The 20,608-nt window shown below is 54.9% G+C and carries 18 protein-coding genes and 1 riboswitch; of the genes, 11 read left to right on the top strand and 7 right to left on the bottom strand.

The genetic code is table 11. The annotated features are described in order from the left end of the window. Positions 1-254 precede the first annotated feature (254 nt). The 5 genes from leuL to leuD all read left to right on the top strand — a co-directional run bounded on the left by leuL (position 255) and on the right by leuD (position 5,112). Positions 255-341 carry a leu operon leader peptide gene (gene leuL, locus FDW96_RS02040; RefSeq protein WP_048998978.1) on the top strand — a complete coding sequence of 29 codons (87 nt, stop codon included), beginning with the start codon at positions 255-257 and terminating at the stop codon, positions 339-341. 89 nt (positions 342-430) lie between these two features. Next, a complete protein-coding gene (leuA, locus tag FDW96_RS02035) occupies positions 431-2,002 on the top strand; it encodes a 2-isopropylmalate synthase (protein ID WP_137365153.1) in 1,572 nt (523 codons plus the stop codon). Then, a complete protein-coding gene (leuB, locus tag FDW96_RS02030; protein WP_137365152.1) occupies positions 2,002-3,093 on the top strand; it encodes a 3-isopropylmalate dehydrogenase in 1,092 nt (363 codons plus the stop codon). The genes leuA and leuB overlap by 1 nt, the downstream gene beginning before the upstream one ends. A gap of 2 nt (positions 3,094-3,095) precedes the next feature. After that, positions 3,096-4,496, top strand: a complete 1,401-nt coding sequence (gene leuC / locus FDW96_RS02025) for a 3-isopropylmalate dehydratase large subunit (RefSeq protein WP_079225515.1) — start codon at positions 3,096-3,098, stop codon at positions 4,494-4,496. Between the two features lie 10 nt (positions 4,497-4,506). Next, complete coding sequence (leuD, locus tag FDW96_RS02020) at positions 4,507-5,112, top strand: 3-isopropylmalate dehydratase small subunit (RefSeq protein WP_137365151.1); 606 nt, start codon at positions 4,507-4,509, stop codon at positions 5,110-5,112. A 45-nt stretch (positions 5,113-5,157) separates the two neighbouring features. Here the strand turns inward: leuD and FDW96_RS02015 are convergent, their stop codons facing one another. The 5 genes from FDW96_RS02015 to sgrT all read right to left on the bottom strand — a co-directional run bounded on the left by FDW96_RS02015 (position 5,158) and on the right by sgrT (position 10,034). Next, entirely contained in the window at positions 5,158-6,150 is a 993-nt protein-coding gene (locus tag FDW96_RS02015) for a LacI family DNA-binding transcriptional regulator (RefSeq protein ID WP_032944294.1), read from the bottom strand. Positions 6,151-6,232: 82 nt separating this feature from the next. Beyond that, positions 6,233-7,516, bottom strand: a complete 1,284-nt coding sequence (locus FDW96_RS02010) for an MFS transporter (RefSeq protein WP_003829574.1) — start codon at positions 7,514-7,516, stop codon at positions 6,233-6,235. Positions 7,517-7,574: 58 nt separating this feature from the next. Beyond that, positions 7,575-8,339, bottom strand: coding sequence for a gluconate 5-dehydrogenase (idnO, locus tag FDW96_RS02005; RefSeq protein ID WP_061382927.1), 765 nt, complete (start codon positions 8,337-8,339; stop codon positions 7,575-7,577). Positions 8,340-8,617: 278 nt separating this feature from the next. Further along, positions 8,618-9,796, bottom strand: coding sequence for a sugar efflux transporter (locus FDW96_RS02000; RefSeq protein ID WP_137365150.1), 1,179 nt, complete (start codon positions 9,794-9,796; stop codon positions 8,618-8,620). A gap of 115 nt (positions 9,797-9,911) precedes the next feature. Further along, on the bottom strand, positions 9,912-10,034 hold the full coding sequence (gene sgrT / locus FDW96_RS01995; protein ID WP_016151681.1) for a glucose uptake inhibitor SgrT: 123 nt from the start codon (positions 10,032-10,034) through the stop codon (positions 9,912-9,914). A 99-nt stretch (positions 10,035-10,133) separates the two neighbouring features. Between sgrT and sgrR the strand changes: the two genes are divergently transcribed. The 4 genes from sgrR (at position 10,134) to thiQ (ending at position 15,225) form a co-directional block, all read left to right on the top strand. After that, positions 10,134-11,789 (top strand): HTH-type transcriptional regulator SgrR, encoded by a 1,656-nt coding sequence (gene sgrR / locus FDW96_RS01990; RefSeq protein WP_042312363.1) that lies wholly within the window; start codon positions 10,134-10,136, stop codon positions 11,787-11,789. Between the two features lie 47 nt (positions 11,790-11,836). Continuing rightward, a riboswitch (TPP riboswitch) is annotated at positions 11,837-11,934 on the top strand. 30 nt (positions 11,935-11,964) lie between these two features. Continuing rightward, entirely contained in the window at positions 11,965-12,948 is a 984-nt protein-coding gene (gene thiB, locus FDW96_RS01985; RefSeq protein ID WP_061382924.1) for a thiamine ABC transporter substrate binding subunit, read from the top strand. Beyond that, the gene (gene thiP, locus FDW96_RS01980; protein WP_137365149.1) at positions 12,924-14,534 is read left to right on the top strand and encodes a thiamine/thiamine pyrophosphate ABC transporter permease ThiP; all 1,611 of its coding nucleotides are present in this window, start codon (positions 12,924-12,926) and stop codon (positions 14,532-14,534) included. Before thiB ends, thiP begins: the two co-directional genes overlap by 25 nt. Beyond that, the gene (thiQ, locus tag FDW96_RS01975; RefSeq protein WP_042312368.1) at positions 14,518-15,225 is read left to right on the top strand and encodes a thiamine ABC transporter ATP-binding protein ThiQ; all 708 of its coding nucleotides are present in this window, start codon (positions 14,518-14,520) and stop codon (positions 15,223-15,225) included. Before thiP ends, thiQ begins: the two co-directional genes overlap by 17 nt. 38 nt (positions 15,226-15,263) lie before the next feature. On the opposite strand, the gene FDW96_RS01970 is transcribed toward thiQ, so the two are convergent. Further along, entirely contained in the window at positions 15,264-16,031 is a 768-nt protein-coding gene (locus FDW96_RS01970) for a DedA family protein (RefSeq protein WP_038637157.1), read from the bottom strand. 119 nt (positions 16,032-16,150) lie between these two features. After that, complete coding sequence (gene araC / locus FDW96_RS01965; RefSeq protein ID WP_003018834.1) at positions 16,151-16,996, bottom strand: arabinose operon transcriptional regulator AraC; 846 nt, start codon at positions 16,994-16,996, stop codon at positions 16,151-16,153. Between the two features lie 339 nt (positions 16,997-17,335). On the opposite strand from araC, the gene araB reads away from it, so the two are divergent. Beyond that, positions 17,336-19,045: a ribulokinase gene (gene araB, locus FDW96_RS01960; protein WP_137349680.1), complete on the top strand. Its 1,710-nt coding sequence runs from the start codon at positions 17,336-17,338 to the stop codon at positions 19,043-19,045. 10 nt (positions 19,046-19,055) lie between these two features. Then, positions 19,056-20,558 carry an L-arabinose isomerase gene (gene araA / locus FDW96_RS01955; RefSeq protein ID WP_137365148.1) on the top strand — a complete coding sequence of 501 codons (1,503 nt, stop codon included), beginning with the start codon at positions 19,056-19,058 and terminating at the stop codon, positions 20,556-20,558. Positions 20,559-20,608: the final 50 nt, after the last annotated feature.

The raw sequence follows: 20,608 nt of genomic DNA, 5'->3' as shown, positions 1-20,608 counted from the left end.
TCTCAAACAGGTCAACTACTTCAACCGATGGTTACAGTAAGTGCAAACAAATATGCTTAAATATGTCTAATCATGAAAAACATGTACAAACATCAGCGGATTAATTTTATATACGGTAAAAAATTCAGCACAATTCGCTTAAGTTTTGCCTAAACTTTCCTCTGCTACAGGGGCATTTACAGAGGATGGGGTTGACATCGAAGTTCATATCCAGTACCACTAAAAGCATATCGCATTCGCCTGGAGCTTAATTGATGACTTACATTGCTCGTTTCAACGGTCTACTACTACTAAACGCATCTTCGTTGCGCGGTAGACTGGTGGACGACATTCAGCATTAAGTCAGCTCCAGTTAAGACAGAAACCCGCGCCGTTGCGCGGGTTTTTTTATGCTCGAAGCAAGGCGCCCTAAAGACCAAGGACCTAAACCATGAGCCAGCAAGTCATTATTTTCGATACCACCTTACGCGACGGAGAACAGGCGTTACAGGCAAGCCTGAGTGTGAAAGAAAAACTGCAGATTGCGCTGGCCCTCGAGCGTATGGGCGTTGACGTGATGGAAGTGGGTTTCCCGGTTTCTTCACCCGGTGACTTTGAGTCGGTTCAAACCATTGCTCGTCAGGTTAAGAACAGCCGCGTTTGCGCCTTAGCGCGCTGCGTTGAAAAAGATATCGATGTTGCCGCTGAATCCCTGAAGGTCGCTGAAGCTTTCCGCATTCATACGTTTATCGCCACCTCGCCGATGCATATCGCAACAAAATTACGCAGCACGCTGGATGAGGTTATCGAGCGAGCTATCTATATGGTTAAGCGAGCGCGTAATTATACGGATGACGTGGAATTCTCCTGCGAAGACGCGGGTCGTACTCCTATCGCAGACCTGGCTCGCGTGGTAGAAGCCGCCATTAATGCGGGTGCCAAAACCATCAATATCCCCGATACCGTCGGTTACACCATGCCTTTCGAATTTGGCGCAATCATTTCCGGTCTGTATGAACGCGTACCGAATATCGATAAAGCCATCATCTCCGTGCACACCCATGATGATTTAGGTCTGGGCGTCGGCAACGCGCTGGCGGCCGTTCATGCCGGTGCGCGTCAGGTGGAAGGCGCAATGAATGGTATCGGCGAACGTGCTGGTAACTGCTCACTGGAAGAAGTGATTATGGCGATCAAAGTGCGCAAAGATATCCTGAACGTACAGACCCGCATTAATCACCAGGAGATCTGGCGTACCAGCCAGTTAGTCAGCCAAATCTGTAACATGCCCATTCCGGCAAACAAAGCGATTGTCGGTAGCGGTGCCTTTGCGCACTCCTCCGGCATCCATCAGGACGGCGTACTGAAAAATCGTGAAAACTACGAAATCATGACGCCTGAATCCATCGGCTTGAATCAGGTGCAGTTGAACCTGACCTCCCGTTCCGGACGCGCCGCGGTGAAACACCGTATGGACGAGATGGGCTATAAAGAAAATGAATACAATCTGGACAACCTGTATGACGCTTTCCTGAAACTGGCAGATAAAAAAGGTCAGGTATTCGATTACGACCTGGAAGCGCTGGCTTTTATTAACAAACAGCAGGAAGAACCAGAACACTTCCGTCTGGACTATTTCAGCGTGCAGTCTGGTTCTAATGATATTGCCACCGCCTCCGTCAAGTTGGCCTGTGGTGAAGACGTCAAAGCCGAAGCGGCGAACGGTAACGGCCCGGTCGATGCCATTTATCAGGCCATTAACCGCGTGACGGAATACAACATCGAACTGGTGAAATACAGCCTGACCGCCAAGGGGCACGGTAAAGATGCGCTGGGTCAGGTGGATATCGTCGCCAACCATAACGGTCGCCGCTTCCACGGCGTCGGTCTGGCAACAGATATCGTCGAGTCTTCCGCTAAAGCGATGGTGCATGTGCTGAACAATATCTGGCGCGCCGAGGAAGTCGAAAAAGAATTGCAACGCAAAGCTCAGAACAACGAGAACAACAAGGAAACCGTGTGATGTCGAAGAATTACCATATTGCTGTTTTGCCGGGTGATGGTATTGGCCCGGAAGTGATGGCGCAAGCCTTGAAAGTACTGGACGCAATTCGCCACCGTTTTAACCTGCGCATTACCACCAGCCACTACGATGTGGGTGGCGCCGCCATCGATAACCACGGTCATCCGCTGCCACCGGCAACAGTTGAAGGCTGTGAGCAAGCTGACGCCATTCTGTTTGGCTCCGTTGGCGGCCCGAAATGGGAAAACCTGCCGCCAAACCAGCAGCCTGAGCGCGGTGCGCTGCTGCCATTGCGTAAGCATTTCAAATTATTCAGCAACCTGCGCCCGGCAAAGCTGTACCAGGGGCTGGAAGCGTTTTGCCCGCTGCGTGCCGATATCGCCGCTAACGGTTTCGACATCCTGTGCGTGCGAGAACTGACCGGTGGGATCTACTTCGGTCAGCCAAAAGGCCGCGAAGGCAGCGGCCAGCATGAAAAAGCCTTTGATACCGAGGTATATCACCGTTTCGAGATCGAACGTATTGCCCGTATCGCGTTTGAGTCAGCTCGCCAGCGTCGCCGTAAAGTCACGTCGATTGATAAAGCTAACGTGCTGCAAACCTCTATTCTGTGGCGCGAAATCGTCAATGAAATTGCCAATGAATATCCGGACGTTGAACTGGCGCATATGTACATCGACAACGCGACAATGCAGTTGATCAAAGATCCTTCCCAATTCGACGTCCTGCTGTGCTCCAACCTGTTTGGCGACATTCTGTCTGACGAGTGCGCCATGATCACCGGTTCAATGGGGATGTTGCCATCCGCCAGCCTGAACGAGCAGGGTTTTGGTCTGTACGAGCCTGCTGGCGGCTCCGCCCCGGATATCGCCGGGAAAAACATTGCTAACCCTATCGCCCAGATCCTGTCGCTGGCGCTGCTGCTGCGCTACAGCCTGGATGCCAACGATGCGGCAACCGCAATTGAGAGCGCCATTAACCGCGCATTAGAAGAAGGCATTCGCACTGGTGATTTGGCCCGTGGCGCTGCCGCAGTCGGTACCGATGAAATGGGTGACATCATTGCCCGTTACGTCGCAGAAGGGGTGTAATCATGGCCAAAACGTTATACGAAAAATTATTTGATGCGCACGTAGTCTTTGAGGCGCAAAACGAAACCCCGCTGCTGTATATCGACCGCCATCTGGTGCATGAAGTCACCTCTCCGCAGGCGTTTGATGGTCTGCGCGCACATGGCCGTCAGGTGCGCCAGCCGGGTAAAACCTTCGCCACCATGGACCACAACGTCTCCACGCAGACCAAAGACATTAACGCCTCCGGCGAAATGGCGCGTATTCAGATGCAGGAATTGATCAAAAACTGCAATGAATTTGGCGTCGAACTGTACGACCTGAACCACCCGTACCAGGGTATCGTGCATGTGATGGGGCCTGAACAAGGCGTAACGTTGCCGGGAATGACCATCGTCTGTGGCGATTCCCACACCGCCACCCACGGCGCGTTCGGCGCGCTGGCGTTCGGTATCGGCACGTCAGAAGTTGAACACGTGCTGGCAACGCAAACCCTGAAACAGGGCCGCGCCAAAACCATGAAGATTGAAGTCAACGGCAAAGCCGCGCCGGGCATCACGGCGAAAGATATCGTGCTGGCGATTATCGGTAAAACCGGCAGCGCGGGCGGTACCGGGCACGTGGTTGAATTTTGCGGCGAAGCCATCCGTGCGCTGAGCATGGAAGGCCGCATGACCCTGTGTAACATGGCCATTGAAATGGGGGCCAAAGCGGGTCTGGTCGCACCGGATGAAACCACGTTCAACTATGTGCAAGGTCGTTTACACGCACCGAAGGGCGAGGATTTTGCCCACGCGGTTGAGTACTGGAAAACGCTGCAAACCGACGACGGCGCAACGTTTGACACCGTCGTCACCCTGCAAGCAGAAGAGATCGCGCCGCAGGTAACCTGGGGAACGAATCCGGGTCAGGTGATCTCGGTGAACGATACTATTCCCGATCCGGCGTCATTTATTGATCCCGTTGAGCGCGCATCGGCAGAAAAAGCGCTGGCGTATATGGGGCTGAAACCGGGCATTCCGTTAACAGAAGTGGCTATCGATAAAGTGTTTATCGGTTCCTGCACCAACTCGCGCATTGAAGATTTACGCGCCGCGGCGGAAATCGCCAAAGGGCGCAAAGTCGCGCCGGGCGTACAGGCACTGGTGGTGCCGGGTTCTGGTCCGGTGAAAGCGCAGGCGGAAGCGGAAGGTCTGGACAAGATCTTTATCGAAGCAGGATTTGAATGGCGCTTACCGGGCTGTTCCATGTGCCTGGCCATGAACAATGACCGCCTGAACCCAGGCGAGCGCTGCGCATCCACCAGCAACCGTAACTTTGAAGGTCGTCAGGGCCGCGGTGGTCGCACGCATTTAGTCAGCCCAGCGATGGCCGCCGCCGCCGCCGTTACCGGCCACTTCGCCGACATTCGCAGCATCAAATAAGGAAACTACCATGGCAGAGAAATTTACCCAGCATACCGGCCTGGTTGTCCCACTGGATGCCGCCAACGTCGATACCGATGCAATTATCCCGAAACAGTTTTTGCAGAAGGTTACGCGCATCGGTTTTGGCGCCCATCTGTTTAACGACTGGCGTTTCCTGGACGAAAAGGGCCAACAGCCAAATCCAGAGTTTGTGCTGAACTTCCCGGAATATAAAGGTGCCTCAATTCTGCTGGCACGGGAAAACTTTGGCTGCGGCTCTTCACGCGAACATGCGCCATGGGCGCTGACCGATTACGGCTTTAAAGTGGTGATCGCGCCAAGCTTCGCCGACATCTTCTACGGCAACAGTTTCAACAACCAACTGCTGCCGGTGAAATTAAGCGACGAACAGGTCGATGAGCTGTTCAACCTGGTCAAAGCCAATCCGGGGATTACATTTGAAGTGGATCTGGTCGCGCAGGTAGTGAAAGCGGGCGATAAGTCCTACAGCTTTAAGATCGACGACTTCCGTCGCCACTGCATGCTGAACGGTCTGGACAGCATCGGGCTGACGCTGCAGCACGAAGCCGCCATCACCGAATACGAAGACAAGCAGCCCGCGTTTATGCAGTAATCTCTCCCGCTGGTCACCACACGGTGGCCAGCCCTTTCTCTTCGCCTAAAGCGTATCGCCGTAATAGATTTGGTAGCCAAGATTGACGCTGCCCGGCGCATCTTTCCCGTTCAAACGCTTAATCAGAATATCCGCTGCCGTTTTGCCAATCTCAAAGCGTGGCGTAATCACGCTGGCAATTTTTTGCAGCCGTGCGCGCCCTATTTCCAGCCCGTGGAAACCGGCAATCGCCATTTTTCCCGGCACATCGTACTGCTGTGCCTGACACTCCAGCAGCGCGCCAACCGCCAGGTCATCGTTGGTACAGAAAATAGCGTCAATATCCGGCTTTTCCGCCATCGCCTGCTGGAACATCTTGCGGCCCAGCGCCACCGACGAAATGGTTTTTGGCGCCAGGTGGTACGCTTCCAGCCCCTGCGCCGCCAGCGCTTTCTCGGTGCCGCGAAAACGGCTAAGGTCTCGGGGGTCATCCATCGAGCCAAAGAAAGCAATGCTGCGTTTGCCGCTGTCGATAAAAGCCTGCGTCATTTCAAACGCGGCTTTTTCGTTATCAAACCCAACCTGAATATCAAGATACTGGCCGCTAATGTCCATTAGTTCTGCCACCGGCACGCCGCTGGCGCGCACGTACTGGATCATCCGCTCGGTATGCAGCTTTCCCGTGAGGATCAGGCCGTCGATATTGTAAGAGAGCAGGTTCAGCACTTCGCGTTCTTCACGCTCGGCATCATATTCGTAGTTGGCGATCAGCGTCTGGTACTGGCAGGCCGAGGTGACGGATTCAATCCCCGCCAGCACATCGGCAAAGATCTGATTACGAAACGAGGGGATCAGCACACCAATGGTTTTGCTGCGGGCGTTGAGCAGAATTTCCGGGGCGCGGTTGGGGATGTAGTTGTTCTCTTCCATCACTTTCGAAATCAATTCGCGGCTGCGTTGCGACACCTGATTCGGGTCACGCAGATAACGGCTGACCGTCATCTTATTCAGCCCGGCCAGATTAGCGATATCCTGTAATGTCATCCGATTGTTTTTCATGAGGTTCTCTACGACCAACAGCCCATTATGCTCGCAGAGAACCTTATCACAGCCGGTTAGCGACTGCACTCCTCGCTCAGCCTTAACGCGTAGCCATCTCAGCCGACGGCGACGTGGTTTCATTTTGCGCACGAACGCAGTACATCAGCACCACCGACGCCAGCAGAGCAATCGCCATGAAGGTGTAGGAGACGCCCGGCCCGCCGGTCACACCGTTGAGGTAACCCACCAGCCACGCGCCGAGGAATGCCCCTAACGCGCCAAAACTGTTGATCATCCCCATCGACACGCCGGAGACGTTGCGCGGCAGCAGTTCGGGGATCAGCGCAAAGAACGGCCCGTAAGGCGCATACATACAGGCAGCGGCTACAACCAGCAGCGCGTAGGAGAGCCAGAAGGACTGGTTGCCCAACAGCCACGAGGCAAAGAACGCGATGGCGGCAATCAACAGCAGCGGCCAGATAAACAGTTTACGGTTCTGGAACTTATCGGACAGCCAGGAGACGGTCAGCATCAGGCAAATCGCCGCCAGATACGGCACCGCTGCCAGCCAGCCCACCGCCACGATGTCCATCTGCGCCGCATTTTTGAGGATTGACGGCATCCACATCATGAAGCCATACACGCCGATGCTCCACAGCGCATGAACCGCGCAAAGCATAATGACGCTGCGTGAACGCATCGCTTCACCGTAGTTACGCATCGGTTTGATGTCGCGCTGCTCGCGATCCATCGCCTGCTGTAATGCCTGTTTCTCCTGCTCGCTCAACCAGCCCGCATCCGCCGGTTTGTCGCGTACCAGAATCACCCAGCAGAACGCCCAGATCACCGCCGGGATACCTTCGATAATAAACATTTCGCGCCAGCCCCAGGCTTCAATCAGGTAGCCGGAGACTATCGACATCCACAGCACTGTGACCGGGTTGCCGAGAATTAAAAAGGTGTTGGCGCGCGAGCGTTCAGTTTTGGTAAACCAGTTGCTGATATAAATCAGCATAGCGGGCATCACCGCTGCTTCGACGATGCCGAGAATAAAGCGGATCGCCATCAGCGTTGGGATATTGCTTACAAAGCCGGTCGCCGCGGCACAAAGCCCCCAAAGGATCAGGCTGTAAAAAATCATTTTGCGCACGCTATGCTTAACGGCGTACATCGCACCCGGCACCTGGAAGAAGAAATAGCCCAGGAAGAACAGCGCGCCAATTAACGATGCGGTTCCCTGAGTAATTCCTAAATCATGTTCAATACCGGCGGCAGCGGCAAAGCCGTAATTGGCGCGGTCGAGATAAGCTAAGCTGTAGGTAATAAAAATAATCGGCATTAAATACCACCAGCGACGCGCCGGCAGTTTTGCGAGCATATTCATACTCACTCCTTGGATTATTGTTTTATCTGTCAGGCCGCGCGTAGCGGCCCATTATTGATCAGACCGCGGCCAGCATGCCGCCGTCCACAAACAGAAGATGTCCATTAACAAAGTCAGAGGCCGGCGCGGCAAGATAAACCGCCGCGCCGATCAACTCTTCCGGTTTACCCCAGCGGGCGGCGGGCGTGCGCTGGAACAGCCAGGCGGAGAATGCCTCATCGTTAACCAGCGCGGTGGTCATGTCGGTGGCGAAATAACCGGGCGCAATACCGTTGACCTGAATATTGTATTCCGCCAGTTCCACGCACATGCCACGGGTTAACATTTTGACCGCGCCTTTTGACGCCGCGTATGGGGTAATGGTTTTACGACCTAATTCGCTTTGCATTGAGCAGATATTAATAATCTTCCCGCGGCGGCGTTGCACCATGTAGCGGGAAACCTGCTGCGACACCAGAAAGACCGATTTCTGGTTTACATCAATCACTTTGTCCCATTCAGCCTCCGGGAATTCGGTGAAGGGATAACGACGCTGAATTCCGGCGTTGTTAATTAAAACATCAATGGCCCCAACTTCCTTTTCGATTTGCGCGATGGCGCGCGCCACCTCTTCCCCGTTGGTGACATCAAATCCATAGCCAACGGCGCGATAGCCTTCGGCCACCAGTTTGTCCGCCGCCGCCTGAGCGCGCTGCTGGGTAATATCGTTAATCACAATCTCAGCACCGTGCGCCGCCAGACCGTTGGCCAGCAGGTTACCAATGCCCTGAGCGGAACCGGTAATCAGCGCGCGTTTACCGGTCAGGTCGAATAGGTTTTTCACAAAAAACTCCTTTTTTAATAACTGTTACGCGTAACTGTATACGCGTAACAGTAGAAAAAAGAAGATCCAGGAAGAGGAAAATGATCGTTATGTGATCAACGTTGCATTTACGTGCAAGATGAAAAAAAGAGGGATTGGCCTGATAAGCGTAACGCGATCAGGCCGTAAGGACAGATTGCCGGATGGCGGCGTAAACGCCTTATCCGGCCTACAAAAACGACAAAAGCGAATACGAAATGTCGTCCGGTCGAGCACAGCGACGCCGGGACTGCACCGGACTAAACATCCTTCACCCGCCCAGTCATCCACAACGTCACCACCGAAATCACCGCAATTACCCAATAGACAGCATAGTGACCGTAGCTTTGGGCAACCGCCCCCTGAATCACTCCGGCCAGAATCACGCCCGTTGAAATACTGTTGGTGAATAATGTGGTCGCAGAACCCGCGCGCCCCGGCATCAGATCCTGAAACCACAGCATTCCTATTCCGGCGATAATGCCGATAAACACCGCGTTAAACAGTTGCAGAACCAGCAGCGCCGTGCGGCTGTGAAAGAAGATCAAACCGAGATAAAACAGTACGCCCGCCGCTACGGCCGCAATCATCATGCGCCGCTTGCCAAAGCGTTTCACATAGTAGCCCGCCAGAATCATCGCCGGAATTTCCAGCCCGGCCGCGGTGCCCATCAGGATCCCGGCCAGCTTGTCCGGTAAACCCAGTTCAAGGCTGATCCACAGCGGCATATCGATGATGTACATGGTGTTGCAGGTCCACATCAGCGTGGAGGCAATAAACAGCATGCGTACATTTTTGTCCTGCCAACCGCCAGCCTGTTCCAGCGGCACATCGACAGGTTGTTCCACCCGCGCCACAGACGGCAGTATCAGCGCGATTAGCACGAGGCTAATAGCAAAAATGCCTGCGGCAATGGAAAACATCGCCGTGAAGCCGTAATTCAGCGCCAGCATAAAGGCCAGCGGCGGCCCAATCACCCAGGCCAGCGAAAGCTGCGCACGCATCACCGAGCTAAACATCACCACTTCGCGCGCGGAACTATCGGCATATTCCCGCGCCAGCGCAAACAGCTGCGGCATGGCGGTATTCGCCAGCGAAGCCAGCAGCACACCGCAGGTGATCAGAGTGAGATAGTGGCGATTAAAGGCAAACAACAGCGCGTTGCCGATTGCCATCAGACAACAGAACATGATCAGTTTGCGCCGATCGCCCTGACTGTCGGATCGTTTCGCCAGACCAAGGCTGACTCCGATCCCGGCAATGGCGTTGACGGTGTAAAACAGCCCGACCCAAAATGGCTGCGCCCCGACTTCACGGCTCAGAAACAGGCTCAGCGTGGGAGCCTGCAACGCCCCGGCCACGCCCATCATAAAAGCGACCAGCATAAATGCCGCGTAAACGCCGTTGAGGCGCCGTCCCATGGTCATAATCCAGAGCATATCTTTCCTTTTAAGCGCAGCTGAAACGAAAAAAGCCAGCAGATAATACCTGCTGGCGCGGCGATTAACACCAATACTCAGTCACACATGATGTCTGCAACTCGCAATTCGGAGGTCAGGCTGTCACCTCCCACTGCATCAGTTCTTCAAGCATCTTTAAGCGCTGCGGTGCGCTCAGGCAAGCCAACCAGGACGATTTTTCCGTCGCAGTAAAGTACTTCAACCAGAACTGACGCATAGATGACCCCTTCGTTGTCTCATCGCTTCATCGGAATCTATTATTGGCTTAATATAGGGATAATAAAATTGCTGAGTTTTCCGCAGGAGTTCCCCTTTTATGTCTTCTGGTCGTTTGCAACAACAGTTCATCCGTCTGTGGCAATGCTGTGACGGCAAAACGCAAGACACGACGCTGAACGAACTGGCGGAGCTGCTGAGCTGCTCGCGCCGTCATATGCGCACCCTGCTTAATACCATGCAGGATCGCGGCTGGTTAACGTGGGAAGCCGAAGTTGGGCGGGGTAAACGCTCGCGCCTGACATTCCTCTATACCGGGCTGGCGCTCCAGCAGCAGCGAGCAGAAGACCTGCTGGAACAGGATCGTATCGATCAACTGGTACAACTGGTCGGTGATAAAACGGCCGTCAGACAAATGCTGGTTTCCCACCTGGGACGCAGTTTTCGCCAGGGGCGGCACATCATGCGCGTCCTCTATTATCGTCCTATGCGCAATCTGCTCCCCGGCACGGCGTTACGCCGCTCCGAAACCCATATTGCCCGGCAAATCTTCAGTTCCTTAATTCTGGTAAATGAGGAAAATGGGGAACTGGAAGCCGACATAGCCCATCATTGGCAACAGATTTCGCCTTTACACTGGCGATTCTTCCTGCGCCCGGGGATCCATTTCCACCATGGCCGCGAGCTGGAAATGGAGGATGTCATTACCTCGCTACAGCGTATCAACACGCTGCCGTTGTACTCGCACATTACGCAAATCGTCTCCCCCACCGCCTGGACGCTGGATATCCATCTTGCCCAACCGGACCGCTGGCTTCCCTGGCTACTGGGGCAAGTCCCCGCCATGATCCTGCCACGAGAATGGGAAACGCTAAGTAACTTCTCCAGCCATCCGATTGGCACCGGCCCATATGCCGTGATGCGCAATACTAATAACCAACTAAAAATTCGCGCATTTGATGATTACTTCGGCTACCGGGCGCTGATCGATGAAGTTAACGTTTGGGTATTACCTGACATCGGCGAAGAGCCGGGCGGCGGCTTGACGCTAAAAGGTCCCACGGAAGATGAAAAAGCGATCGAAAGCCGCCTCGAAGAAGGCTGCTATTACCTGTTGTTTGATGCGCGAACCCATCGTGGCGCGAACCAGGAGGTTCGCGAGTGGGCAAGCCGCGTTCTTTCACCGACAAATTTAATCTGTCACGCCGACGAACAGTACCAACGACTGTGGTTTCCCGCCTATGGGTTACTCCCCCGCTGGCACCACGCCAAACCCGGACATGGCGAAAAACCGGCCGGGCTGGAAACGCTAACGCTCACTTACTATCGCGATCACATCGAACACCGAATTATCGCGCAGATCATGAAAACGCTGCTGGCGGAACATCAGGTACAGTTAAATATTCAGGAGATCGACTACGATCAGTGGCATGCAGGTGAAATAGTCAGTGATATCTGGCTCAACAGCGCCAACTTTACCCTCCCGCTGGATTTCTCATTGTTCGCGCATCTCTGCGAAGTCCCATTACTGCAAAACTGTATCTCGCGTGACTGGGAAAACGATGCCGCCCGTTGGCGAACCGGTGAAATGAGCCTGGCGGCATGGTGCCAACAGTTGCTCGCCACAAAGGCCATTGTGCCGTTGATCCACCACTGGCTGATCATTCAGGGCCAGCGCAGTATGCGCGGGCTACGTATGAATACCCTCGGCTGGTTTGATTTTAAATCGGCATGGTTTGCGCCGCCGGATCCATAAGAGCCAGCTCTTAATTGCTGCCCGGCAACAAAATCACTACACTAACGCCGTTCTCAACGGGGTGCTATGCAATATGCTGGCTGAGAGATACCCGTCGAACCTGATCCGGATAATGCCGGCGAAGGGATTTGAGGCTTATCTCAAGTCCTTTGCCACCCAACTCTTGAGGTGCAAAGTGTTTAAAAAATGTCTTCCGCTTTTACTGCTGTGCGCAGCGCCTGCCTTCGCCAAACCGGTACTGACCGTCTATACCTACGATTCGTTCGCCGCGGACTGGGGCCCTGGCCCGACAATCAAAAAAGCCTTTGAAGCTGACTGCAACTGCGAACTGAAGCTGGTCGCGCTGGAAGATGGCGTCTCGCTGCTTAACCGCCTGCGCATGGAAGGAAAAAACAGCAAAGCCGACGTCGTACTGGGACTGGATAACAACCTGCTGGACGCCGCCACGCAAACCAAACTGTTCGCCAAAAGCGGGGTCGCAAACGACGCCGTTGACGTGCCCGGCGGCTGGAAAAATGACACCTTTGTTCCGTTTGATTACGGCTACTTCGCTTTTGTCTATGATAAAAACAAGCTGAAAAATCCGCCAAAGAGCCTGAAAGAACTGGTCGAAAGCGATCAGAAATGGCGCGTCATTTATCAGGATCCGCGCACCAGCACCCCAGGGCTGGGCCTGCTGTTATGGATGCAAAAAGTCTATGGCGACAAAGCGCCGGAGGCGTGGCAGAAACTGGCAGCCAAAACCGTCACCGTCACCAAGGGCTGGAGCGAAGCCTACGGCCTGTTCCTGAAAGGTGAAAGCGATCTGGTACTGAGCTACACCACCTCTCCGGCTTATCACATCATTGACGAGAAAAAAGATAACTACGCCGCCGCCAACTTTAGTGAAGGTCACTATTTGCAGGTGGAAGTTGCCGCCCGCACCGCGGCCAGCAAGCAGCCGGAACTGGCTGAGAAATTCCTGAAATTTATGGTGTCACCGGCATTCCAGAATGCCATTCCGACCGGCAACTGGATGTATCCGGTGACGCAGGTTGCTCTTCCGCCAGGATTTGAGCAACTGAATAAACCGGCCACCGCGCTGGAATTTACCCCGCAGCAGGTTGCGGCCCAGCGTCAGACATGGATCAGCGAATGGCAACGCGCCGTCAGCCGTTAATTCCCGGCTGGCTGGTTCCCGGGCTTTCTGCCGCCACGCTGATGGTGGCAGTTGCCCTGGCCGCGTTCCTGGCGCTATGGTTTAACGCCCCACAAGGTGACTGGCTCTCGCTGTGGCGAGACGACTACCTGTGGCACGTGGTGCGTTTTTCTTTCTGGCAGGCTTTTTTATCCGCAGTGTTGTCGGTTGTCCCGTCAATTTTCCTTGCCAGAGCACTTTATCGCCGCCGTTTCCCTGGACGTCTGGCGCTGCTACGCCTGTGCGCGATGACGCTAATCCTGCCGGTGTTGGTCGCGGTCTTTGGCATCCTGAGCGTGTATGGCCGTCAGGGTTGGTTAGCCTCGCTCTGGCAGACATTCGGGCTGGAGTGGACGTTTTCGCCGTACGGTTTGCAGGGCATCCTGCTGGCGCACGTTTTTTTCAATCTGCCGATGGCCAGCCGTCTGCTGTTGCAGTCGCTGGAAAATATTCCCGGCGAACAGCGACAGTTAGCCGCTCAGTTGGGTATCCGCGGCTGGCATTTCTTCCGCTTTGTCGAATGGCCATGGTTACGCCGTCAGATCCTTCCCGTCGCGGCGCTCATCTTTATGCTGTGCTTCGCCAGCTTTGCCACCGTTTTGTCGCTGGGTGGCGGGCCGCAGGCCACTACCATTGAGTTGGCTATCTATCAGGCGCTGAACTTTGATTACGATCCCGCCCGTGCCGCGATGCTGGCGTTGATCCAGATGCTGTGTTGTTTAGCGCTGGTGCTCCTCAGCCAACGCCTGAGCCGCGCCATTGCGCCGGGCACCACGCTGGTTCAGGGCTGGCGCGATCCCGACGATCGTTTGCACAGCCGTCTGGCCGACTCGCTGCTGATTATTCTGGCCCTGCTGCTGTTGCTGCCGCCGCTGCTGGCAGTGCTTGTCGATGGTCTTAACAACCAGGTACTGGAAGTGCTTATGCAGCCGGTTCTGTGGCAGGCATTGGGAACTTCACTGCGCATCGCGCTGGCGGCAGGGGCATTGTGCGTGATACTCACCATGATGCTGTTATGGAGCTGTCGCGAACTGCGCGCCCGACAGCAGGTGCTGGCAGGCCAGGTACTGGAGCTTAGCGGCATGATGATCCTCGCCATGCCGGGCATCGTGTTAGCTACCGGCTTCTTTCTGCTGCTCAATAACACCGTTGGACTCCCCGAATCTGCCGACGGCATTGTGATTTTCACCAACGCGCTGATGGCGATCCCTTACGCGCTGAAGGTACTGGAAAACCCAATGCGTGACGTGACCGCACGCTACAGTATGCTGTGCCAGTCGTTGGGAATTGAGGGATGGTCGCGCCTGAAAGTGGTTGAACTGCGGGCACTGAAACGTCCGCTGGCGCAGGCGATGGCGTTTGCCTGTGTATTGTCGATTGGCGACTTTGGCGTGGTGGCGTTATTTGGCAATGAGGATTTCCGCACCCTGCCGTTTTATTTATATCAGCAGATTGGATCTTATCGCAGTCAGGATGGCGCGGTTACGGCGCTCTTGCTGCTGATCCTGTGTTTTACGCTGTTTACCGTTATTGAGAAATTGCCGGGTCGAAATGTTAAAACTGATTGATATCACATGGCTTTACCACCATTTGCCCATGCGCTTTACGCTGTCAGTCTCGCGCGGTGAGCAGGTAGCAATACTCGGGCCCAGCGGTGCCGGGAAAAGTACGTTGCTGAATCTGATTGCCGGCTTTCTCACGCCTGCCAGCGGCACAATGATGATTGAAGGTGAAGATCACACCGCAACGCCTCCTTCGCGTCGTCCCGTCTCCATGCTGTTTCAGGAAAACAATCTGTTCAGCCATCTGAGCGTGTGGCAAAACATCGGCCTGGGTCTTGATCCAGGTTTAAAACTGAACGCGCTTCAGCGGGAGAAAATGCACAACATCGCCCGGCAAATGGGGCTCGATTCATTGCTGGAGCGACTCCCCGGTGAGCTTTCCGGCGGGCAGCGACAACGCGTGGCGCTGGCGCGTTGTCTGGTGCGGGAGCAACCCATATTGCTGCTCGATGAACCGTTCTCTGCGCTCGATCCCGCCCTGCGTCAGGAGATGTTAACCCTGGTCGCCGAGGTCTGCCGTGATAAGCAGCTTACGCTGCTGATGGTTTCCCACAGCGTAGAAGATGCGGCGCGAATTGCGCCCCGGTCAATCGTCGTCGCCGACGGACGCATTGCATGGCAAGGCAAAACAGACGAGCTACTAAGCGGTCAAGCCAGTGCCTCAGCGCTGTTAGGCATCAACCCTCATATTTCGTAGGCCGGATAAGGCGAAGCCGCCATCCGGCAAAGGAATCGCTAGTAACCCACAACTTTGCGCAGAATATCGATATACACCGGCATCAGTGGGTGACGCAATAACGCCACCAGCGCGACCACGCCGATCCCGAGCGTTAACGGTGCCAGATACAGCAAACGACTGCGGGGGAAATACGCGGTTAAACGATCGACTGCCGCTTTGCCGCTACGCCACAGCCGCCAGCATAGCCAGCCCCCGACCCACAGCAGCAACGCCGTCGCCAGCAGCAGCCATTTGAAGTCTCCGCTCTGCATATCGGAAGGAATATCGATTGCCGCTCCCGCCAAAATACCCGGCAGGAAATAGAACGGCGGCCACAGCACGCAGCCTATAATATTCGGCACAATAAATTTTGCGACAGGCAGATCCAGCATGCCCGCCACCATCGGCACCAGCGGACGCGTTGGGCCGACAAAACGGCCCACCAGAATGGTAAACATGCTGTGCTGATGCAGCGCATGCTCGGTTTTATCCAGCAGCGCCTTGTTCTTTTTCATGAACGACCAACGGTGCAGCGGCTTTTTAAAGCGCCAGCCCAACCAAAAGGAGATCCAATCCCCCAACAGGCAACCGACGATGCCCGCAAGCCAGGCATGCCAGAAATTCAGTTCGCCACTGCCAATCAGCGCCCCCAGCCCCGCCATCATCACGGTGCCGGGCAGAATCAGACCAACCAGCGCCAGCGACTCCAAAAAAGCCACCAAAAGTACGGCGATCAGAGAGTACAGGGCGGACTGGAGAATAAAGTGTTCCAGCAATGCTTGCATAATGTGTCCGTCAGATTTACGAAGCAGGGATTTTGATAACCCTTCTCAACTTCGTCAAGCCATCAATTGTCTGAATAGATTGCCAGTTATGACAACTTTCAGGACACATCATTCACTTTTTATTCACATCCAGCACGGAACTCGCTCGGACTGGCGCCGGTACATTTTTTGAAAACGCGAGAGAAATAGAGCTGGTCATCAAAGCCGACGTTGCGACCCACCGTGGCGATAGGCATACGTGTGGTACTCAGCAGTAGCTTCGCCTGACTGATTCGCTGATCCTCACGCCAGCTTAATACGCTGATGCCCAATTGCTGGCGGAACAGGTGTGACAAACGGGAAGGCGACAGGCAGACATGCTGTGCGACGCTGGCAATATCAAAATTGCTGTCCGCCAGATGATCGCTAATGTACTGGCAGGCATCGCGAACGCGGTTGTCCATTGGCGGATGCAGCGACTCATTAATGGCTTCCATACGTCGGAGTAACAATTGCTCCAGCAGATTAATCGCCAGCAGTTCGGAATAGCGGCCCTCCCCTTGCCCGGCATTAATGATCTGTCCAAACAGTTCATTAAAATGCGGTTGGTGCGCTTCATCAGGGCGAAAGAAACCGGTCTGGGCAAAAATGGCCGGCCAGGTCAGCCACTCCTGCCAGTAAGCGCGTGGCCGAAAGTAGACCCACTGGTGATACCACTCGCTGGCATCCGGGTGGCGTCCGTAGTGGTGAATTTCTCCGGGCGGAAACAGCAAAATATCGCCAGGTCGACAGACAAACTGCTTGCCCTGATTATTAATGACCCCTTCCCCACGGATAGTGAGATTAAGGATATAGCCCTTCATCCCCAGCGGCCTGTCGATAAAAAAGTCCAGGTATCCGTTCGCCTCAATGGGGGTTAATCCAGCCACCAAATGTGCGTTAAACGAATAGCCCGGCAGTAGGGGATCGTTTTGCGTTTCAGCCATAATTTCAATACTCCCTGGGTTCTGCTAAGAAACAATTTGTCCATATTACGCCAGACATCATCGCCGTCGCCCCTGCGGGTCACAGTGTTTGCAGTAATGGACCATCAACCCCGCTTGTGAAAAGCAATTTGTAAAAAACATGTACTACGCCAACGTCAAAATCGGCTAACGAAAGTGTCTATAACTACGGCAGAAATGTCCACATTGATTATTTGCACGGCGTCACACTTTGTGATGCCACAGCATTTTAGTCCATAAGATTAGCGGATCCTGCCTGACGGTTTTTATCCCTTCTCACTACTGTTTATCCATACCCGTATTTTTGGATGGAGTAAGACGATGGCGATTGCAATTGGCCTCGATTTTGGTAGTGATTCAGTACGCGCTTTGGCGGTGGAATGTGCCACTGGTGAAGAAATCGCCACCAGCGTTGAGTGGTACCCACGTTGGCAGGAAGGGCAGTATTGCGACGGCCCAAACAACCAGTTTCGCCATCATCCGCGCGACTACATTGAGTCCATGGAAGCGGCGCTGAAAACCGTCCTGGCCGAGCTGAGCGCGGAACAACGCGCGGAAGTGGTCGGGATTGGCGTTGACAGTACCGGTTCAACCCCGGCGCCCATCGATGCCGACGGCAACGTACTGGCGCTGCGCCCGGAGTTCGCGGAAAACCCGAATGCGATGTTTGTTCTGTGGAAAGATCACACCGCGGTCGAAGAAGCCGAAGAAATTACTCGCCTGTGCCACACGCCGGGCAAGATCGATTACTCCCGCTATATTGGCGGTATTTATTCCAGCGAATGGTTCTGGGCAAAAATCCTGCACGTAACTCGCCAGGACCACGCGGTCGCCGAGGCAGCGGTCTCATGGATTGAGCTATGTGACTGGGTTCCGGCCCTGCTCTCCAATACTGTGCGCCCCCAGGATATTCGTCGCGGTCGTTGCAGCGCCGGGCATAAATCCCTGTGGCATGAAAGCTGGGGGGGACTGCCGCCAGCCAGTTTCTTTGACGAACTCGACCCCATCCTCAACCGCCATCTGCAATACCCAATGTTTAGCGACACCTTCACGGCGGACCTGCCGGTTGGCACCCTGTGTGCCGAGTGGGCGCAGCGCCTGGGGCTACCAGAAAGCGTGGTGATTTCAGGCGGAGCTTTTGACTGCCATATGGGCGCGGTCGGCGCAGGCGCACAGCCCAATACGCTGGTGAAAGTCATCGGCACGTCTACCTGCGACATTCTGATTGCCGACAAACAAAGCGTTGGCGAACGCGCGGTGAAAGGCATTTGCGGCCAGGTTGATGGCAGCGTGGTGCCGCATTTTATCGGTCTGGAAGCGGGGCAATCTGCTTTTGGCGATATTTATGCCTGGTTTAGCCGTGTGTTGAGCTGGCCGCTGGAACAGCTTGCCGCGCAGCACCCGGAACTGAAAACACAGATTAAAGCCAGCCAAAAACAGCTGCTGCCTGCGCTCACCGAAGCCTGGGCGAAAAATCCGTCGCTGGATCACCTGCCGGTGGTGCTCGACTGGTTCAATGGTCGTCGTACGCCGAATGCCAACCAGCGTCTGAAAGGCGTCATTACCGACCTGAATCTGGCAACCGATGCGCCAGCGCTGTTTGGTGGTCTGATTGCCGCCACGGCCTTTGGCGCGCGCGCCATCATGGAATGCTTCACCGAACAAGGCATTGCGGTTAACAACGTCATGGCGCTCGGCGGTATCGCGCGTAAAAACCCGGTCATCATGCAGGCCTGCTGTGACGTGCTAAACCGTCCGCTACAGATTGTCGCTTCAGACCAGTGTTGCGCGCTCGGTGCGGCTATCTTCGCCGCCGTTGCCGCGCAGGTCCATGCAGACATTCCAGCCGCCCAGCAACACATGGCGAGTGCTGTAGAAAAGACGATGCAACCTCGTCCAGAACAGGCTCAACGCTTTGAACAGCTTTACCGCCGCTACCAGCTGTGGGCGGTAAGCGCTGAACAACAGTACCTTCCGACTGCCGCACCGGCGCAGCAAGCCCCGGTAGACCTGGCAACCCTGACTCATTAAGGACACGACAATGACAATTTTTGATAACTATGAAGTGTGGTTTGTGATTGGTAGCCAGCATCTGTATGGCCCGGAAACACTGCGTCAGGTAACCCAACATGCCGAGCACGTTGTTAACGCACTGAATACGGAAGCTAACCTGCCCTGTAAACTGGTATTAAAACCGCTGGGTACTTCTCCTGACGAAATTACCGCTATCTGTCGTGATGCCAACTATGACGATCGCTGCGCAGGCCTGGTGGTCTGGCTGCACACCTTCTCTCCAGCCAAAATGTGGATTAACGGTCTGGCTATCCTCAACAAACCGCTGATGCAGTTCCACACCCAGTTCAACGCCGCCCTGCCGTGGGACAGCATTGATATGGACTTTATGAACCTGAACCAGACCGCACACGGCGGTCGCGAGTTCGGCTTCATCGGTGCGCGTATGCGTCAGCAGCACGCCGTGGTCACCGGTCATTGGCAGGATAAGCAAGCGCACGAGCGTATTGGCTCCTGGATGCGCCAGGCGGTGTCCAAGCAGGATACCCGCCATCTGAAAGTCTGCCGTTTTGGCGACAACATGCGCGAAGTGGCGGTCACTGACGGCGATAAAGTTGCCGCACAGATCAAATTCGGTTTCTCGGTAAATACCTGGGCCGTGGGCGATCTGGTGCAGGTAGTGAACGCAATTAGTGACGGCGAAATCAACGCACTGATCGACGAGTACGAAAGCACCTACACCATGACGGCGGCCACGCAAGTCCATGGTGAAAAACGTCAGAACGTACTGGAAGCCGCCCGTATTGAACTGGGGATGAAACGCTTCCTGGAACAGGGCGGATTCCACGCCTTTACGACGACATTTGAAGATTTGCACGGCCTGAAACAACTCCCGGGTCTGGCCGTACAGCGTCTGATGCAGCAAGGCTACGGCTTTGCGGGCGAAGGCGACTGGAAAACCGCCGCTCTGCTTCGCATCATGAAGGTGATGTCAACCGGTCTGCAGGGCGGCACCTCATTTATGGAGGATTACACCTACCACTTCGAGAAAGGCAACGATCTGGTGCTCGGCTCGCACATGCTGGAAGTGTGCCCGTCAATCGCTGTGGAAGAGAAACCGATCCTCGACGTTCAGCACCTCGGTATTGGCGGTAAAGACGATCCTGCCCGTCTGATCTTCAACACCAAAACCGGCCCGGCAGTGGTTGCCAGCCTGATCGATCTCGGCGATCGCTATCGCCTGCTGGTTAACTGCATCGACACGGTGCAAACGCCGCATGACCTGCCGAAACTGCCGGTGGCTAACGCATTGTGGAAGGCCCAGCCGGATCTGCCAACCGCATCTGAGGCCTGGATCCTTGCCGGTGGCGCGCACCACACCGTCTTCAGCCATGCGCTGGATCTGAACGATATGCGCCAGTTCGCTGAAATGCATGATATTGAGATCGCAGTGATCGATAACGATACCCGTCTGCCGGCCTTTAAGGACGCGTTGCGCTGGAACGAAGTGTATTACGGGTTCAAACGTTAATTGGTGAAACGGATTGCCCGGTGGCATTTCATTTACCGGGCCTACAAATT

It is taken from the genome of Citrobacter sp. TBCS-15, from assembly GCF_005280815.1.
GTDB classification, from domain to species: domain Bacteria; phylum Pseudomonadota; class Gammaproteobacteria; order Enterobacterales; family Enterobacteriaceae; genus Citrobacter; species Citrobacter werkmanii.
This window is presented reverse-complemented; position numbering and strand designations above follow the sequence as displayed.

What these genes read in the sequence shown, in the direction of transcription:
- leuL (WP_048998978.1), top strand. Translation starts at nt 255, where the DNA reads ATGACTTACATTGCTCGTTTCAACGGTCTACTACTACTAAACGCATCT.
- leuA (WP_137365153.1), top strand. Translation starts at nt 431, where the DNA reads ATGAGCCAGCAAGTCATTATTTTCGATACCACCTTACGCGACGGAGAA.
- leuB (WP_137365152.1), top strand. Translation starts at nt 2,002, where the DNA reads ATGTCGAAGAATTACCATATTGCTGTTTTGCCGGGTGATGGTATTGGC.
- leuC (WP_079225515.1), top strand. Translation starts at nt 3,096, where the DNA reads ATGGCCAAAACGTTATACGAAAAATTATTTGATGCGCACGTAGTCTTT.
- leuD (WP_137365151.1), top strand. Translation starts at nt 4,507, where the DNA reads ATGGCAGAGAAATTTACCCAGCATACCGGCCTGGTTGTCCCACTGGAT.
- FDW96_RS02015 (WP_032944294.1), bottom strand. Translation starts at nt 6,150, where the DNA reads ATGAAAAACAATCGGATGACATTACAGGATATCGCTAATCTGGCCGGG.
- FDW96_RS02010 (WP_003829574.1), bottom strand. Translation starts at nt 7,516, where the DNA reads ATGAATATGCTCGCAAAACTGCCGGCGCGTCGCTGGTGGTATTTAATG.
- FDW96_RS02000 (WP_137365150.1), bottom strand. Translation starts at nt 9,796, where the DNA reads ATGCTCTGGATTATGACCATGGGACGGCGCCTCAACGGCGTTTACGCG.
- sgrT (WP_016151681.1), bottom strand. Translation starts at nt 10,034, where the DNA reads ATGCGTCAGTTCTGGTTGAAGTACTTTACTGCGACGGAAAAATCGTCC.
- sgrR (WP_042312363.1), top strand. Translation starts at nt 10,134, where the DNA reads ATGTCTTCTGGTCGTTTGCAACAACAGTTCATCCGTCTGTGGCAATGC.
- thiP (WP_137365149.1), top strand. Translation starts at nt 12,924, where the DNA reads ATGGCAACGCGCCGTCAGCCGTTAATTCCCGGCTGGCTGGTTCCCGGG.
- thiQ (WP_042312368.1), top strand. Translation starts at nt 14,518, where the DNA reads ATGTTAAAACTGATTGATATCACATGGCTTTACCACCATTTGCCCATG.
- FDW96_RS01970 (WP_038637157.1), bottom strand. Translation starts at nt 16,031, where the DNA reads ATGCAAGCATTGCTGGAACACTTTATTCTCCAGTCCGCCCTGTACTCT.
- araC (WP_003018834.1), bottom strand. Translation starts at nt 16,996, where the DNA reads ATGGCTGAAACGCAAAACGATCCCCTACTGCCGGGCTATTCGTTTAAC.
- araB (WP_137349680.1), top strand. Translation starts at nt 17,336, where the DNA reads ATGGCGATTGCAATTGGCCTCGATTTTGGTAGTGATTCAGTACGCGCT.
- araA (WP_137365148.1), top strand. Translation starts at nt 19,056, where the DNA reads ATGACAATTTTTGATAACTATGAAGTGTGGTTTGTGATTGGTAGCCAG.